The organism is Burkholderia sp. Ax-1724 (genome assembly GCF_011752995.1).
Classification (GTDB): domain Bacteria; phylum Pseudomonadota; class Gammaproteobacteria; order Burkholderiales; family Burkholderiaceae; genus Paraburkholderia.
In genome coordinates this window covers 138,054-153,623 of record NZ_VWWL01000007.1, presented here as the reverse complement: position 1 = coordinate 153,623, position 15,570 = coordinate 138,054, and the positions used below count along the sequence as shown (strand labels likewise).

Genomic DNA, 15,570 nt, shown 5'->3' with positions numbered 1-15,570 from the left:
CGGCTGCTCCGCGCCGGCGGCGAGGGCATGCTCCGCAACCGGCTCCGCGGCCGCTCCGGCAACTGGCTCCGGTTCAGTGGTCACTGGCGCTGCCGGCACCTCGCCAGCCACCTCCTGTTCCGCCGTTGCCCGCACAGCGGTCGCGCGTGCCACGCGCTCCCCTGCCGTCGCTGCCGCGTTACCGCGCGGCGCTTGCGCGCCTCGCGCCTTGGTCGACTTCGCCGATGGGGAGCGCGCCGCCACGTTAAGCCCGCGATTCCAGAACTTCGACCGCTGGCAGCTTCTTGCCCTCGAGGAATTCGAGGAACGCGCCGCCACCCGTCGAAATGTAGCTGACCTGGTCGTGGATGCCGTACTTGGCGATCGCCGCGAGCGTGTCGCCGCCGCCGGCGATCGAGAACGCCGCCGAACGCGCGATCGCGTCCGCGAGCGTCTTCGTGCCGTTGCCGAACTGGTCGAACTCGAACACGCCGACCGGGCCGTTCCACACGACCGTGCCGGCCTTTTCGAGCTGCGCGGCAAGCGCCTGCGCGGTCTGCGGACCGATGTCGAGGATCATGTCGTCGTCCTCTACGTCGGCGACGGCCTTCACTTCGGCCTTCGCGGTCGGCGAGAACGCCTTGGCCGTGACCACGTCGGTCGGGATCGGCACCGAGGCGCCGCGCGCCTTGGCCGCGTCGATGATCGCCTTCGCTTCGGCGACGAGATCGGCCTCGGCGAGCGACTTGCCGATCTTCAGGCCGGCCGCGAGCATGAACGTATTGGCGATGCCGCCGCCGACGATCAGCTGATCGACCTTCTCGGCGAGCGACTTCAGGATGGTCAGCTTGGTCGACACCTTCGAGCCCGCGACGATCGCGACGAGCGGACGCTTCGGTGCGCCGAGCGCCTTGCCGAGCGCTTCGAGTTCGGCGGCGAGCAGCGGACCCGCGCAGGCCACCGGCGCGTACTTCGCGATGCCGTGGGTGGTCGCTTCGGCGCGGTGCGCGGTGCCGAATGCGTCGTTCACGTAGATATCGCAGAGCTTCGCCATTTTCTGCGCGAGCTCGTCGGAATCCTTCTTTTCGCCCTTGTTGACGCGGCAGTTTTCGAGCAGCACGACCGAGCCCGGCGCCACGTCGACGCCGTTTTCGACCCAGTTGGCGACGAGCGGCACGTCGCGGCCGAGCAGTTCGGCGAGGCGCTTCGCGACCGGCGCGAGCGAGTCTTCGGGCTTGGAATCGCCTTCGGTCGGGCGGCCGAGGTGCGAGGTGACCATCACGGCGGCGCCGGCGGCGAGCGCGGCCTCGATGGCCGGCACGGAAGCGCGGATGCGGGTGTCTTCGGTGATGTTGCCTTGATCGTCCTGCGGCACGTTCAGATCGGCGCGGATGAACACACGTTGGCCGGACAGCTTGCCTTCGGCGATCAGGTCGGAGAGACGCAATACCTTGTTCATGGGCTTGAGTATGCGAGTGGATGAGAAGGCGGTGGCGGACTGCGCGCGGGGCGCTGCGCGGCGAACTCCAGCGCCGCGGCCCGGCGGCTCCGCGGGATTGGGCGCCGGCGGGATCGCCGCGGCACGGGCGCCTTGCTGCGGCGCGCTCAACCCGGAAAGCGGCATTTTAACTGATCCAAACGGCCTTCTGACCCGCGATGGCGCGAATCTCCCGTATTTGGCCGCGCCAGCGCCGATACCGCGCCGCAGCATCGGCGCCGCACCCCGTCACACGAGCAGCATGAGGACGCGCAGCAACGTGAACACGACCATCCCGGTGACGATCGTGCCGAGCATGGTGCGGCGCCACAGGAACCAGCCGAGACCGGCGAGCGTCGCGTAGAACTCGTGATTCGACGGCGCGAACGACAAACCCCCGGGGGTCGCCAGCACGTCGGGCAGCACCACGGCCGCGAGCGCCGCGGCGGGTGCGTAGCGCATCATGCGCTGCACGCGCGCCGGCAGCACCGTGCGCTCGCCGCCGATCAGGAACAGCGCGCGCGTGAGCGCGGTGACGAAGGTCATGCCGGCAATCGCGAGCCAGATCTGCGTCGAGGTCATGGGGCGTCTCCAGCGCGGTCGCGGATGCGGCGCAGGTCCGCCCGCTCGATCATGAGGTCGGCCGCGCTGCCGGCGACGATCGCCGCGATCACCGCGAGCGGCAGCGCGAGCCGGTACGGCAGGTCGAAAGCGAGCAGCGAGACGATGCCGGCGACCGCCACGGCGACCATCGTCGAGCGCGTCGCGATCGCCGACACCATGATCGGCAGCAGCGCGAGCGTGCCCGCGAGCGCGAGCCCCCAGTTATCGGGAATCAGGCTCGCGAGCAGGATGCCGACGATCGACGAGACCTGCCACGACAGCCAGCTCGACACGGCCATGCCCCAGAAATACGCCTCCTTGCCGGGCACGTAGCCGGTGGGAAAGCTCTTCTTCTGGAACAGCAGATAGATCACGTCGCCGTTGAAATAGCCGAGCAGGATGCGCCGCCACATCGGCAGATAGGAGAAGTGCGGCGCGAGGCCGGCGCTGAAGATCACGAAGCGGGTATTGACCATTGCCGCGGTCAGCAGCGCGGTCCAGACCGGCAGCTTCGCGGCGAGAAGCGGCAGCACCGCCAGTTGCGACGAACCGGCGTAGCACAGCAGCGACATCGTGAGCGCCTGCGGCAGCGTGAGCACGGACTTGCTCATCGCGATACCGGTGACGAGGCCCCACGAGAAAATCGCCATCAGCGTGGGGGTATAGTCGCGCGCGCCCTCACGGAAAGCGCGGCGATCGGTATCGGACAGTCGAGCGAGCATGAGGCGAAGGGCGCCGGCGCGAGGGACGCCGCCAGGAAGAACAGGTCGGCGCCAGGTTGCGAGCCCACCCGCTGGCGCATCCGGATTCGATTTATGCGTGCGCAGGATTATAGCGTCCGGGATACGCTCAAATGCCCGTTGTGTGTGCAAATGACGCTAAAATAGCGCTCCTGGCCATGCCTTGGCGCTCGCCGCCACACGCCGCCACACCTCATAACGCACCCGCTGGAGAATCGTATGTCAATGGCCGACCGCGACGGCAAGATCTGGATGGATGGCAAGCTCATCGACTGGCGCGATGCCAAGATCCACGTGCTCACCCACACGCTGCACTACGGCATGGGCGTATTCGAGGGCGTGCGCGCTTACAAGACGGCCGACGGCGCCACCGCGATCTTCCGCCTGCAGGAGCACACCAAGCGCCTGCTGAACTCGGCCAAGATTTTCCAGATGGACGTGCCGTTCGACCATGAAACGCTCGCCGCCGCGCAACGCGAAGTGGTCCGCGAGAACAAGCTCGAGTCGTGCTATCTGCGCCCGATCATCTGGGTCGGCTCGGAAAAGCTCGGCGTGTCGGCCAAGGGCAATACGATTCACGTCGCGATCGCCGCCTGGCCGTGGGGCGCGTACCTCGGCGAAGACGGCATGACCAAGGGCATCCGCGTGAAGACCTCGTCGTTCACGCGCCACCACGTGAACGTGTCGATGGTGCGCGCGAAGGCGTCGGGCTGGTATGTGAACTCGATTCTCGCGAACCAGGAAGCGATCGCCGACGGCTACGACGAAGCGCTGCTGCTCGACGTCGACGGCTACGTGTCGGAAGGCTCGGGCGAGAACTTCTTCCTCGTCAACAACGGCAAGCTGTACACGCCCGATCTGTCGTCGTGCCTCGACGGCATCACGCGCGACACCGTCATCACGCTCGCGCGCGACATGGGCCTGCAGGTCATCGAAAAGCGCATCACGCGCGACGAGGTCTATACCTGCGACGAAGCGTTCTTCACCGGCACCGCCGCCGAAGTCACGCCGATCCGCGAGCTCGACAACCGCACGATCGGCGCCGGCGCGCGCGGCCCGATCACCGAGAAGCTGCAAGCGGCCTTCTTCGACGTCGTGAACGGCAAGAATCCGAAGTACGCGCACTGGCTGACCCGAATCTGAGCGAAGTTCCAGGATGCGCTGCGCCGCTCGCCGGCGGCGCTCTGACCGCCCCCCGCATACAACGAGAATCTCATGAGCGAAATCAAGGAAATGCCGCTGGTCGAACTGTCGGCAAAGGACCTGCCGGCGTATTGTCCGAACCCGGCCATGCCGCGCTGGAGCGCGCATCCGCGCGTCTTCATCGACGTCACGCACGGCGAAGCGCGCTGCCCGTACTGCAGCACGCGCTACAAGCTGCGCGACGGCGAAGTAATCAGGGGCCACTAGGCACGGCTTATCGAGCGGCTTCGGCCGGCTTCAGCAGCGCGACGGTTTCACGACGACACCCGCGCCGCCGAAACCGGCACGAGCCCTTCATACGAGCCGATTACCCGCGCAGCCGCGCCGCGAGCCCGAACCGCCACCCCGGCGTGTCAGGGCAAACGGCTACATGCCGCGCGGTTTTCGGCTTTCCCCTTTTGACCCATCCGAACGCCACGCGCATTGCGCGCGCGGCGCTTCTTATCGATACCGGACACTCACTCTGATGCGTCGCGCGTTGGTTATCGCACCGAACTGGATCGGTGACGCATTGATGGCGCAGCCGCTGTTTGCGCGCCTCGTGAAATTGCATCCGCGCATCGTCATCGACGCGGTCGCGCCCACCTGGGTCGCGCCCGTGCTCGAACGCATGCCGGAAATCCGCGACGTTTACGCCACCGACCTCGCGCACGGCAAGCTGCAGATGCTGCGCCGCTGGCAGTTGTCGAGCGACTTGCGCGATGTCGGCTACGACGCGGCCTACGTGCTGCCGAACTCGTTCAAGTCGGCGCTGATTCCGTGGCTGGCGGGCATCCCGCTGCGCATCGGCTATAGCGGCGAGAGCCGCTACGGCGTGCTCAACGTGCGCCACGCGAATCCGCGCAAGGACGAGCGCCCGCCAATGGTCGGCCATTACGCGGCCCTCGCCTACGCGCCCGGCGCCAAGGTTCCCGAGGACCTGCCGATGCCGCGCCTCGACGCGGACCTGAACGAGGCGTCGCGCGTCTCGGCGCGCTTCAATCTCGATACGCGCGTGCCGCTGCTCGTGTTCTGCCCGGGTGCCGAATACGGTGCCGCGAAGCGCTGGCCGACCGAGCACTTCGCCGCGCTCGCGCAAATGGTCGGCCAGTCGTTCCCGTACACGCAGATCGTCGCGCTCGGTTCGCCAAAAGATGCGCCGCTCGCCCAGGCGATCGCCGAGAAAGCCCCGAACGTGCGCAACCTGTGCGGCCAGACCGCGCTCGGCGAAGCTTGCGCGCTGATCTCGCGAGCCAACGCGGTCGTCACCAACGACTCCGGTCTCATGCACGTGGCCGCCGCGCTGCGCCGCCCGCTCGTGGCCGTGTACGGCTCGACCGATCCGCGCCACACGCCGCCCTTGTCCGAGCTCGCGAAGGTACAATGGCTCCATCTCGAATGCAGCCCCTGTTTTGAGCGCGAGTGTCCGCTCGGCCATCTGAACTGCCTGAAACAGTTGAGCGCCGAGCAGGTGTTCGGCGATTTGCGCGGCATGCTGCTCGCGCAGCGCTGAGCCGACTGATACTTGCACGCAACACCGCACGCCCCCGAGTGCGTCGCGTCATGTTCGCGCCTTGCGGCGCGGGCAAGCTGGCGCCGGGGAGCGATGGTCCGGCGCGCCGGACCATCCCGCTGACCGCCGATCCTCAACCGCGCGCCGCGCACAAGAGACTGACGAGCCATGCCACGTTTTGCCCATATCTTCGAAGCCGCCGCCGATACCCTGAACGCCTACTATCAGGCCGTCGCCGAGGTCAATATCGACAGCTTGATGGGCTTGTGGATCGACGAGGAGTTCGTGAGCTGCATCTGCGCGGACGGCTCGCACCTGCATGGGCTCGACAGTATCCGCGCCGGCTTGCAGACCCAGCTCGAAGCGGCGCCGGTGTTGATCGAGCCGCTCGACATCCGCGTCTACGACAGCCTCGGCACCGTGGTCTATGCGATTGCCGAGGCGCATCGCCCGGCTGGCCCGACCGCCACGCCCGCGATGGTTTTCACCACTTACGTGATGGTTCACGAGCGCGGCGAATGGCGCATCGCGCACATTCACGCGAGCCCGATGCCGAACGAAACCGCGAGCCAGTTCGCCACGAAGATGCGGCACGGGCAAGGTCCGCTGCATTGAGCGCGCGGCGCCACTTCGGATCGACGCTTTCCGTTTTCATGCAGGCATGAGTTCGACGCACGACAAATCCGCTTCCCCCGTCCCGGCTTCCACGAAGGTCGCGGCGGCCGTCGAGGCGAGCGTCGAACTGCTGTACCGCGCGCCGCTCTGGCTGCCGAACCGGCATGCGCAAACCATCGTCCCTTCGCTGTTCGCGCGCCGCCCCGCGGTGTCGTTTCGCCGCGAGCGCTGGGACACGCCCGACGGCGATTTCATCGATCTCGACTGGGTCGCGCACGACAGCCCGCCCGCCGATACCGCGCCGCTCTTCGTGCTGTTTCACGGCCTCGAAGGCAGTTCGGGCTCGCATTACGCGGCCACGCTGATGGCGGCCGCGCGCGAATATGGCTGGCACGGCGTGGTGCCGCACTTTCGCAGCTGTAGCGGCCCGCTGAATCGTCTGCCGCGCTTCTACCATCTCGCCGACAGCGCCGAGGTCGACTGGGTCCTGCGCCGACTGCGCGCCGCGCATCGCGGGCCGGTCGTCGCGGCGGGCGTGTCGCTCGGCGGCAACGTGCTGCTGCGCTGGCTCGGCGAGCAGCGCGAGGACGCGGCGAGAGTGGTATCGGCGGCCGCCGCGATTTCGACGCCGATCGACGTGCATGCGGGCGGCCGCGCCTTGTCGCAGGGCTTCGGCCTCGTCTACACGCGCAGCTTCCTGAAAACGCTCAAGCAGAAGGCCAGCCAGAAGCTCGAACAGTTTCCGGGGCTGTTCGATCGCGACGCGATGCTCGCAAGCCGCACGATGTACGAATTCGACAACGTCGTGACCGCGCCGCTGCACGGCTTTCGCGATACTGACGACTACTGGAGCCGCGCAACCACGCGCCCGCTGCTGCCGCACATCGAGGTGCCGACGCTCGTGCTCAACGCGCGCAACGATCCGTTCCTGCCGGCCGAGGCGCTGCCGTCGCGGCACGAGGTGTCGGCGGCGGTCGAACTCTATCAACCCGAACACGGCGGCCACGCGGGTTTCATGACCGGGCCGTTCCCGGGCCGCATCGACTGGCTCTCGCGGCGCGTGTTCGGCTATCTGGAGCGTCACGTCGATCATGGATGACATCGTCAAACAGGCTCTCGCCAAATGGCCGAACGTGCCGAGCTGCACCGGCTGGCTCATGCTCGACCGGCGCGGCAACTGGCGCATGCGCGACGAAGCGGCCCAGGCAAGCGGCTCGCCGGGCGTGGCGATCCGTCATGAAGCGCTGCTCGGCTTCATCAACCGCAACTACGAGGCCGACGAGCGCGGCCAGTGGTTTTTCCAGAACGGGCCGCAGCGTGTGTACGTCGAGCTTGCGTATACGCCGTGGGTGGTGAGGTTGTCCGCGGCAGCCGATGGCTCACTCGCGTTGCACGACCAGGGCGGCGGTGCGTTCGAACCAGCGGCGGTATTCGTCGATGAAGACGGCGGCGTTCTGTTCGCCGATCGCTCGGAGCCGGCACGGATCGCGACGCTGCACGATCACGACCTGGAACTCTTCTCCGATCACGCGACGCTCGCCGGCGACGATACGCTGAGCGGCGAATTCCATTGGAACGATCAGGTCGCGTTGCCGCTGCAAAGCGTGCGGCGCGATGAAGTGGCGGCGCGGTTCGGGTTCGTCGCGAGTCCAGCGGCGGGGGTTTGAGGTGCGGGTTTGAGGCACTGATCTGAGGCACGCGCCGAGGCAGGCTTCTGTCGGCCGAGCCCGGCATCGGAGCCTGACTGACCAGACTGACGCTTCCCCACGAACCACCGTCAGTCACCGTTCTTCGTCTCGCAGAAGGCGCTTCGCTTCATGCGCGCCGACGGCAAGCTCACACCCCTTCCCCCTTCTCGTCGAGCCGTTCTTCCTTGTAGCGGTTCTCCATCTCGTGCAGACGCGCGTCGACGGTCGCGAGATCGTAATAGCCGATCGTCTTCAGATCGCGCGCGTCCTTCAATTGCCGGATCGCCGACGGCCATGCCCCCTCCAGCGCAAACTTCTCCGCCATCGCGCGATGCTGGGTCAACACGTCGCCACTGCCCGCGCCGGCCTGCGCGAGATAGAGCCACCACGCGGGCTGATCGGGATGCGCCGCCGTCTCCCGCTTCGCGAGCGCCTGCGCCTCGGCGAAACGCCGCAAGGTCAGCAGCGTGCGGATATGCATGTCGATCGCGGCATTCGACTGCGGCCAGCGCTTCTGCGCGAAATCGGCGAGCCGTACGGCTTCGTCGTCGTGACCGGCGCGCCGCGCGATGTCGGCCGCGAGCACGTCGAGGCTCGGCGAGCTGCGCTCGGGTTCGCCCTCGGCGCGCTCGCTCGCCGTGAACGTCGCGCGCGCGTTGGCGAGCGCCGCCGTGGCGTCGTCGTCACGCTCCAGCAGCATCTGCCCATACGCGATGCCGTACCAGTTCGCGGCGACGTTGAGCGCCGTGCGCTCGTCGATTTCCGAGTGCAGCCGCGAGATTTCATCGGCGTAATCGCTGCGCGAGTGGCCTTGCAGGAGACGCGCGCGCGCCCGCACAAAGCCGTATTCGGGGTCCTGATGCGGCTGCCGGTACGGCGCGCGGCGCGCGCGATCTTCCATGTCGGCGATCCGCTCGCCCGTCAGCGGATGCGTACGCGCATAGGCCGGCATGCCGTTGTCGTTCATCGCCGCGCGCTCGAGCCGGTGGAAGAACGTCGGCATCGCATACGGGTCGTAGCCGGAGCCCGCGAGCAGCAGAAAGCCGACGCGGTCCGCTTCCTGCTCGGCCGAACGCGAGAAGCGCAACTGGCTGTCGACCGCGTACGCCTCGCCGCCGAGCGCGATCGCGCTGCCGAGATCGCCGCTGTGCGCGAGCACGCCCGCCAGCACGCCGAACAGCATGCCGGCGAGCGCCGCGTAGGTACTGCGCTCGCCGTTCGAGATCATCCGCGAGATATGGCGTTGCAGGACGTGCCCCATCTCGTGACCGAGCACCGAGGCGAGTTCGGATTCGGTCTGCGTCGCCACGATCAGCCCCGTGTTCACGCCGATGAAGCCGCCCGGCAGCGAAAACGCGTTGATCTGCGCGTCGCGCACCGCGAACAGATCGAAGTCCGGACGATAGCCGCCGATGTACAGCGCGTTGGCCGCCGCCGCGAGCTTGCCCGAGACCGAGTTGAGGTAGTCGCGCACGAGCCAGTCTTCGAGATAGTCGGGATCGCGTCGCAGCTCGCGCATCACGCGCTCGCCGAGCTTGCGCTCGGCCTGCGGCGTCAGCGAACCGGCGCCGCCGCTGCCGAGATCGGGCAACTGCTGCGCGGCGATCGGCGCGCGCCAGCCGTTGCTGCCGGCGCGGCCCGTGTTGGCGCTGTTGCGGTTGTTGCCGCTATTGCCGCTGTTGCCGTTCGAGAAGCGGCTTTGCGCGCCGCCATATGTGCCGAACACGCCTGGCGCGATGTCCTGCGGCAGGATCGGATCGGCGTAGCTATCGGCCGGACCGCTGACGAGCGGCGCTTCGCTGGATTGCGGGTTGAGCGCGATACCGGACGCGGTATTCGACGTGATGCTCGACGGGATGGCCGGGGGAGTGTTTGATGGGCTGCTCGCTGTGTTGCTTGATGGGCCACCTGAAGCACTTCTCGATGCACTGTTCGATGCGATGCCCGAGGTGCTACCCAATGCGCCGGCTGAAGCGCTGCTCGCCTGCGCGAACGCGCCCGGCGGCACGGCCAGCGCGATCGACAGCAACGCAGCGAGAAACCGTTTTGGACGCATCGAGGAGCCGGTCTGACGAAGTCGAAAAGCGACGCGCGCGGCCCAGACTAAGATAGCGGACATGAGGACGGCGCGGGGCAGCACTCAGCGCAATTGTAATCAGTCGTGGCGGCGCTTCAGGGGCGATCCGGTCGCCGCGCCGCGCAACGGGCGCACTGCTATGATAGGCGCCCTCTGAAGGAGCCAACCATGCCTGAACTCACTCATTTCAATGCGGCCGGCGAGGCGCATATGGTGGACGTCGGCGGCAAGCAGGAAACGAAGCGCATCGCGATCGCGCGGGGTTCGATCCGCATGCTGCCGGAAACGTTCGCGCTGATCCGCGACGGCAACGCCAGGAAGGGCGATGTAATCGGCATTGCGCGCATCGCGGCGATCCAGGGCTCGAAGCGCACCGCCGATCTGATTCCGCTATGCCATCCGCTCGCGCTGACTCGCGTGAAAGCCGACTTCGAACTCGACGAAACGCTGCCTGGCGTGCATTGCACGGTTCAGGCGGAAACGCTCGGACGAACGGGCGTCGAGATGGAAGCGCTGACGGCCGTGCAGGTCGGGCTTCTGACCGTGTACGACATGTGCAAGGCCGTCGATCGCGGCATGACCATCACGGATGTGAGGGTGATGGAAAAGCATGGCGGCAAATCGGGGGATTGGGTCGCGCAGGATTGAGCGCGTATTTCATCGGGCTCGATCCGACACCGCGCCCGGCGACCACCAGGATAAGGACATGACCATCGACAAACTGCGCGAGCAATTACTGGCCTTCCGCGACGCTCGCGACTGGCAGCAGTTTCACACGCTGCGCAACCTGATCGTCTCCACGAGCATCGAGGCCGGCGAGTTGCTGGAAACGATCCAGTGGAAGACCGATGCGGACATCGAAGCATTGCTCCGCGATCCGACGCAAATGAAGAACCTGCGGCACGAATGCGCCGACGTGCTCATGTACCTGCTGCTGGTTGCCGATGCCGCCGGCTTCGATCTCGTCGAAGCGGCGGCGGAAAAGCTCGAACTGAACGAAGAGCGCTATCCCGCCGACAAGGCGAAAGGCAGGTCCACGAAATATTCGGAGCTCTGACGGGCGGAAGCTTTCGCGCATGAAGCGAATCGCGCAAGCTTCCATGAACGCCCTTAACCCTAACCTTAACCGAACGAGCGATGCGAGGAGCCCTCTGCAAAAAAGGCCGATACAGACCGTGCGCCGCCGTCAATCGTCGCTATCGTCGTCATCCTGCGCCGCGTCGGCCGACGGCTTGCCGTAGCGCTTGACCAGTTCTTCCCGGAAACCGGCGAGCGACTTCTGCTCGTCGACCAGTTCGTACAGATAGCCCAACTGCGCCGGCCAGTCCTTCAGCTCCTCGGCAAAAATTCTCAGGCGTTCGACCGTGTCGAGCGCCGCCGCGGTATCGCCGCTCAAGGCCTGCAATACCGCGTAACGACGCAGCACCGTTTCGCCCGGCAGCAGCGCGATCGCCCGCCGGTGCATCTCGAGCTTGTGTTGCAGGTTCGCGGAATTCATCGGCTGCAATGTCGCGAGGCCGTATTCGCCCCACGAGCCGAACAGGAACGACGGATCGGCGCCGTACTGCTCGGCCGGACGCGCGCCGTAATACAGCACCTCGGCGCGCGCATAGTCGCGATAGACCGGATACAGCGAAGCCAGCCCGCCGAACACGACCACCGCAAACACGCCCAGCGACACGCGCTCGGGAACGATGCGTAGCGGCCGCGTTTCGAGCAGGCCGAATACGAACATGGCGGGCAGCAGGAAGAACATGTATTGCTGCGGATATTCGACGAGCGCGTGCATCGTCAGCACGCCGATCAGCGCAACGCCGAACACGCGCGCCGCGCTCTGCGGCGCGCGCACGACGCGCGCGAGCCACGCGACGAGACCGAGCAGCACGATCGCGAGACCGATCAAGCCGGTCTTCGCGAGCAGATCGATAAAGATGTCGTGCGAGTTGTTGGCGATTTCGACGCCGCCCAACGTCTTCACGAGTTCGAACTGGTAGTTCGGGAATTCGCCCCAGCCGACGCCGAGCAGCGGATGCGCCTTGAACATCGTCCAGCCGTATTTCCATAGCGCGAGGCGCGGCGCGATCTGGCCGGCGTCCTGGAAGCGCTCGGCCGCCGACTGCCCGAGTTCGAGGTGATAGCGCACGTTGGCCCAGCGGATCAGCGCATTGACCACGAAGAACAGCACCGCGAGCACGATCGGAATCAGCCACTCGCGGTTGCCGCGGCGCAGGCGCGGCTCGTTGCGCATCTGCGCGAACGCCATCCAGAAACCGGCAACGACGATCACGCCCATTTGCAGCCACGGACCGCGCGAGACGGTCAGCGCGAGTCCGGCCGAGAAAATCGTCGACACGAGCAACCAGACCGGCACGGCGATGCGCCGCGTCTGCACGAGATACAGCGCGCCCGCCATCGCGAACGAGATATAGGTGGCGAGGTGGTTCGCCTGCGCCATGTTGCCGAACGGCCGGCGCTCGACGGTCACGTTATAGGCGACCACGAGCGGCGCCACGCGCGTCTCGAGATGGAACAGCTGGATCACCTGGCTGAACACCGCAAACAGGCCGCCCGCGATCAACGCCCCGGCCGCCCAGCGCAACGCGGTTTCATCGAGCTTCGCGCGCGCGAAGCCGTAGCCCGCATGCACGGCCATGAACGCGGCGAGCAGGAAGCCGGCGCCGAGCCAGTTCATCGACGGCTGTGCGACCGGCAGCACGAACGTCTGCACGACCAGCACGAGACCGAACAGCAGCGGCACCAGCGCGACCGCCGGCGACGCGAACGTCACGCGCGGCCTTGCGCTCGCGACGAGCAGCACGACCGCGGCGCCCATCAGCAGATACAGCGCGAACGCGGTGAATTCGGCGTAGAAGGTCGGGATCGGATACGTATGGTTGGAAACCGCATAAGGCAGCACCAACGCGAGAGCCAATAGGACGAGAGACAGGTAACGCGCGAAAGGGGTGGGCATCGAATCAACGGTGGGCGTCGGCAACCGGCGCACTATACAAAAAATTCCTTGCGCTGTGCGCCGGCCCGGCCGAAATAGCCCAAAAATCAGCGTTTTACGTGGCGTCCCTGTTGCGGCGCGGAGTCAGCCGACCGCTCAGGAGCGGCATTCCGGCGGCGCCAGATTCGCCGCGAGCGTCGGCGCGTCGACCGGCGCGGGTCCCGCGCCCGGTGCCGGCAACGACGACGCCGCCTTGCCGCCCGCAAAACACTCCCATGTGAGCGCACCGCTCTGCACCGCGTCCTTGTTCAAGGCGACGCGCGCGGTCGGTGCGTCAGCGTGTTCGAACCGGCCGGCGCGACGCGCGTCGTGAACGCGATCGTGATCTGGCCGGTGTCGTCGTCGATCTGAATGGACTCGACATTGCGCGTGGCGGGCGGCGACGCATAACCGCCGCTGAACGCATTGCCGCTCGCGGCGTTTTCGGCCACCGCGAGCCGCGCCGAGGACGCGAGCGACAAGCCCTCGCCGACCCGGCTGCGCGCCAGATAGTCCTGATACGCGGGAATCGCATAGGCCGCGATCACGCCGACGATCGCGAGCACGATCATCAGCTCGATCAGCGTGAAGCCGACGCCCCAGCGATCGCGGATGCGCGCGAGCCGCGCGGGCCAGTTCGGGCGCCAGCGCACGCAGCGGGAGAGGCACGAGGAACGCGCGGCCTGGGCTTGGGAATAAGGGGGATACGGCAAGGTAAAGATCATTGGCAGACCTCCTGATACGAAAAACGCCTGCCCGCGAATCGGGAACAGGCGTTTCAATCGTAGCGAGCCAGGCGCGCGGTTCACAGTCAGCCAGATGGCTAATGTTGCGCCGACGTGCCGACGTGTTAGCCGCCCGGCACACTCGAACCCGCCCGGCGCATCTCCTCGCCCGGCGCCCCCGTCAAAGCGCGGCGCGCCTCGCGTTGCGGCGCTTCAGCAGAGACCCGACGATCACGACGAACAGCGCCCCCGCGACGCTCGTCCCGTATTCGGCGGCGGGCGTGTCGAGGATCGGCCAGCGGTCGCCGGCCGGGTCGTTGACCATCAGGCCGCCCGCGATCCAGCCGAGCAATGCCGCGCCGAACAGCACGATGAACGGAAAGCGGTCGAGCAGCTTGAGAATCAGCTGACTGCCCCACACGATCAGCGGAATGCTCACCACGAGGCCGAAAATCACGAGCGCAAGACGATGCTCGTGCGCGGCCGACTCGGCCGCACCCGCGATGGCGATCACGTTGTCGAGGCTCATCACCGCGTCCGCGACGACGATGGTTTTGATCGCCGAGATTAGCTTGTCGGCAGGCTTGACGTTCTCATGCACATCGTGCGCGGGCACGAGCAGACGCACGCCGATCCACAGCAGCAGCAGACCGCCCGCGAACTTCAGCAGCGGCACGTCGAGCAGCACGACCGCGAACGCGATCAGCACGACGCGCAGCACGATCGCGCCGGCGGTCCCCCACAGCACGCCGCGCACGCGCTGCGACGGCGGCAGATTGCGGCAGGCCAGCGCGATCACGACCGCGTTGTCGCCGCCGAGCAGAATGTCGATGACGATGATCTGGAAAACCGCGCCCCAGTTGAGCGTCGAGAAGAATTCGAGCATGAGAGACCGGATAGGAAAAAACCGCCTAGCGGACGGAAACTCGGCATGCGCGCGGACAAAAAAAAGCGGAGGAGTCTGCACTCCCCCGCTTTTCGGGACCGCCCGCTCACGAAAGGACCTCGTAAGCGTATCAAAGGCGTGCCGCGACGGCACGCACATTTCTTCGATTTACAGCATCGCCTTCAGAAGACGCGCCATTTCCGACGGGTTCTTCGTGACCTTGATACCGCAAGCGTCCATGATTTCCAGCTTCGCTTCGGCGGTGTCCGCACCGCCCGAGATCAGCGCGCCGGCGTGGCCCATGCGCTTGCCCGGAGGCGCCGTGACGCCGGCGATGAAGCCGACCACCGGCTTCTTCATGTTGTCCTTGATCCAGTGCGCGGCGTTCGCCTCGTCCGGACCGCCGATTTCGCCGATCATGATGACGGCGTCCGTATCCGGATCGTCGTTGAACATCTTCATGACGTCGATGTGCTTCAGACCGTTGATCGGGTCGCCGCCGATACCGACTGCCGACGACTGGCCGAGGCCGATCGCGGTCAGCTGGCCGACTGCTTCGTACGTCAGCGTGCCCGAACGCGACACGACGCCGATGCGGCCCTTGCGGTGGATGTGACCCGGCATGATGCCGATCTTCAGTTCGTCCGGCGTGATCGTGCCCGGGCAGTTCGGTCCGAGCAGCAGCGTCTTGCGGTTTTCCGCGCGCATGCGGGCCTTGAGCTCGATCATGTCACGGACAGGAATGCCTTCCGTAATGCAGATTGCGAGGTCGAGGTCGGCTTCGACCGCTTCCCAGATCGCCGCGGCAGCACCTGCCGGCGGCACGTAGATCACCGACACGGTCGCGCCCGTTTCGGCCTTGGCTTCGGCGACGCTCGCGTAGATGGGAATGCCTTCGAAGTCTTCGCCGGCGCGCTTCGGGTTCACGCCCGCGACATACGCTTCGCGGCCGTTTGCATACTCACGGCAAGCACGCGTGTGGAACTGACCGGTCTTGCCGGTGATGCCCTGCGTGATGACCTTGGTGTCTTTGTTGATCAGAATCGACATGTATTAACCTCTGTTCGTTTGGCGTCGCGCCGTGGCGCCGCAAGGC

General features: G+C 66.5%; 16 protein-coding genes and 1 pseudogene. 9 read left to right on the top strand and 8 right to left on the bottom strand.

The window, feature by feature from the left end; genetic code table 11:
- Positions 1-244 precede the first annotated feature (244 nt).
- The 3 genes from F3J19_RS11195 to F3J19_RS11185 form a co-directional block, all read right to left on the bottom strand.
- Positions 245-1,438 carry a phosphoglycerate kinase gene (locus F3J19_RS11195; RefSeq protein ID WP_167040826.1) on the bottom strand — a complete coding sequence of 398 codons (1,194 nt, stop codon included), beginning with the start codon at positions 1,436-1,438 and terminating at the stop codon, positions 245-247.
- Positions 1,439-1,705: 267 nt separating this feature from the next.
- Entirely contained in the window at positions 1,706-2,038 is a 333-nt protein-coding gene (locus F3J19_RS11190; RefSeq protein WP_167040823.1) for an AzlD domain-containing protein, read from the bottom strand.
- Positions 2,035-2,781 carry an AzlC family ABC transporter permease gene (locus F3J19_RS11185; RefSeq protein ID WP_167040820.1) on the bottom strand — a complete coding sequence of 249 codons (747 nt, stop codon included), beginning with the start codon at positions 2,779-2,781 and terminating at the stop codon, positions 2,035-2,037. Before F3J19_RS11185 ends, F3J19_RS11190 begins: the two co-directional genes overlap by 4 nt.
- Before the next feature lie 237 nt (positions 2,782-3,018).
- Between F3J19_RS11185 and F3J19_RS11180 the strand changes: the two genes are divergently transcribed.
- From F3J19_RS11180 to F3J19_RS11155, 6 genes are all read left to right on the top strand, one after another.
- Positions 3,019-3,942, top strand: a complete 924-nt coding sequence (locus F3J19_RS11180; protein ID WP_167040817.1) for a branched-chain amino acid transaminase — start codon at positions 3,019-3,021, stop codon at positions 3,940-3,942.
- Positions 3,943-4,014: 72 nt separating this feature from the next.
- Positions 4,015-4,209, top strand: coding sequence for a zinc-finger domain-containing protein (locus F3J19_RS11175; RefSeq protein ID WP_167040814.1), 195 nt, complete (start codon positions 4,015-4,017; stop codon positions 4,207-4,209).
- 259 nt (positions 4,210-4,468) lie between these two features.
- Positions 4,469-5,494: a lipopolysaccharide heptosyltransferase II gene (gene waaF, locus F3J19_RS11170; protein WP_167040811.1), complete on the top strand. Its 1,026-nt coding sequence runs from the start codon at positions 4,469-4,471 to the stop codon at positions 5,492-5,494.
- A 168-nt stretch (positions 5,495-5,662) separates the two neighbouring features.
- Positions 5,663-6,109, top strand: a complete 447-nt coding sequence (locus tag F3J19_RS11165) for a nuclear transport factor 2 family protein (RefSeq protein ID WP_167040808.1) — start codon at positions 5,663-5,665, stop codon at positions 6,107-6,109.
- A gap of 46 nt (positions 6,110-6,155) precedes the next feature.
- Positions 6,156-7,208, top strand: coding sequence for a hydrolase (locus F3J19_RS11160; RefSeq protein ID WP_167040805.1), 1,053 nt, complete (start codon positions 6,156-6,158; stop codon positions 7,206-7,208).
- The gene (locus F3J19_RS11155) at positions 7,201-7,776 is read left to right on the top strand and encodes a DUF2946 family protein (RefSeq protein ID WP_167040802.1); all 576 of its coding nucleotides are present in this window, start codon (positions 7,201-7,203) and stop codon (positions 7,774-7,776) included. Before F3J19_RS11160 ends, F3J19_RS11155 begins: the two co-directional genes overlap by 8 nt.
- Before the next feature lie 169 nt (positions 7,777-7,945).
- Here F3J19_RS11155 and F3J19_RS11150 read toward each other — a convergent pair whose 3' ends face one another.
- Positions 7,946-9,643, bottom strand: coding sequence for a M48 family metalloprotease (locus tag F3J19_RS11150; RefSeq protein WP_345891024.1), 1,698 nt, complete (start codon positions 9,641-9,643; stop codon positions 7,946-7,948).
- On the opposite strand from F3J19_RS11150, the gene F3J19_RS33065 reads away from it, so the two are divergent.
- The 3 genes from F3J19_RS33065 (at position 9,609) to F3J19_RS11140 (ending at position 10,931) form a co-directional block, all read left to right on the top strand.
- Positions 9,609-9,869 (top strand): hypothetical protein, encoded by a 261-nt coding sequence (locus F3J19_RS33065; RefSeq protein WP_345891025.1) that lies wholly within the window; start codon positions 9,609-9,611, stop codon positions 9,867-9,869. The genes F3J19_RS11150 and F3J19_RS33065 overlap by 35 nt on opposite strands.
- A 173-nt stretch (positions 9,870-10,042) precedes the next feature.
- Positions 10,043-10,522 carry a cyclic pyranopterin monophosphate synthase MoaC gene (gene moaC / locus F3J19_RS11145; RefSeq protein ID WP_167040796.1) on the top strand — a complete coding sequence of 160 codons (480 nt, stop codon included), beginning with the start codon at positions 10,043-10,045 and terminating at the stop codon, positions 10,520-10,522.
- A gap of 58 nt (positions 10,523-10,580) precedes the next feature.
- Positions 10,581-10,931 (top strand): nucleotide pyrophosphohydrolase, encoded by a 351-nt coding sequence (locus F3J19_RS11140; protein WP_167040792.1) that lies wholly within the window; start codon positions 10,581-10,583, stop codon positions 10,929-10,931.
- Positions 10,932-11,060: 129 nt separating this feature from the next.
- Here F3J19_RS11140 and F3J19_RS11135 read toward each other — a convergent pair whose 3' ends face one another.
- The 4 genes and pseudogenes from F3J19_RS11135 to sucD all read right to left on the bottom strand — a co-directional run bounded on the left by F3J19_RS11135 (position 11,061) and on the right by sucD (position 15,524).
- The gene (locus F3J19_RS11135) at positions 11,061-12,845 is read right to left on the bottom strand and encodes a Wzy polymerase domain-containing protein (protein ID WP_167040790.1); all 1,785 of its coding nucleotides are present in this window, start codon (positions 12,843-12,845) and stop codon (positions 11,061-11,063) included.
- A 135-nt stretch (positions 12,846-12,980) separates the two neighbouring features.
- Positions 12,981-13,588: pseudogene (locus F3J19_RS11130) on the bottom strand (pilin).
- A 181-nt stretch (positions 13,589-13,769) separates the two neighbouring features.
- Complete coding sequence (locus tag F3J19_RS11125) at positions 13,770-14,474, bottom strand: TerC family protein (protein ID WP_167040787.1); 705 nt, start codon at positions 14,472-14,474, stop codon at positions 13,770-13,772.
- 168 nt (positions 14,475-14,642) lie between these two features.
- Positions 14,643-15,524, bottom strand: a complete 882-nt coding sequence (gene sucD / locus F3J19_RS11120) for a succinate--CoA ligase subunit alpha (RefSeq protein ID WP_167040784.1) — start codon at positions 15,522-15,524, stop codon at positions 14,643-14,645.
- Positions 15,525-15,570 lie beyond the last annotated feature (46 nt).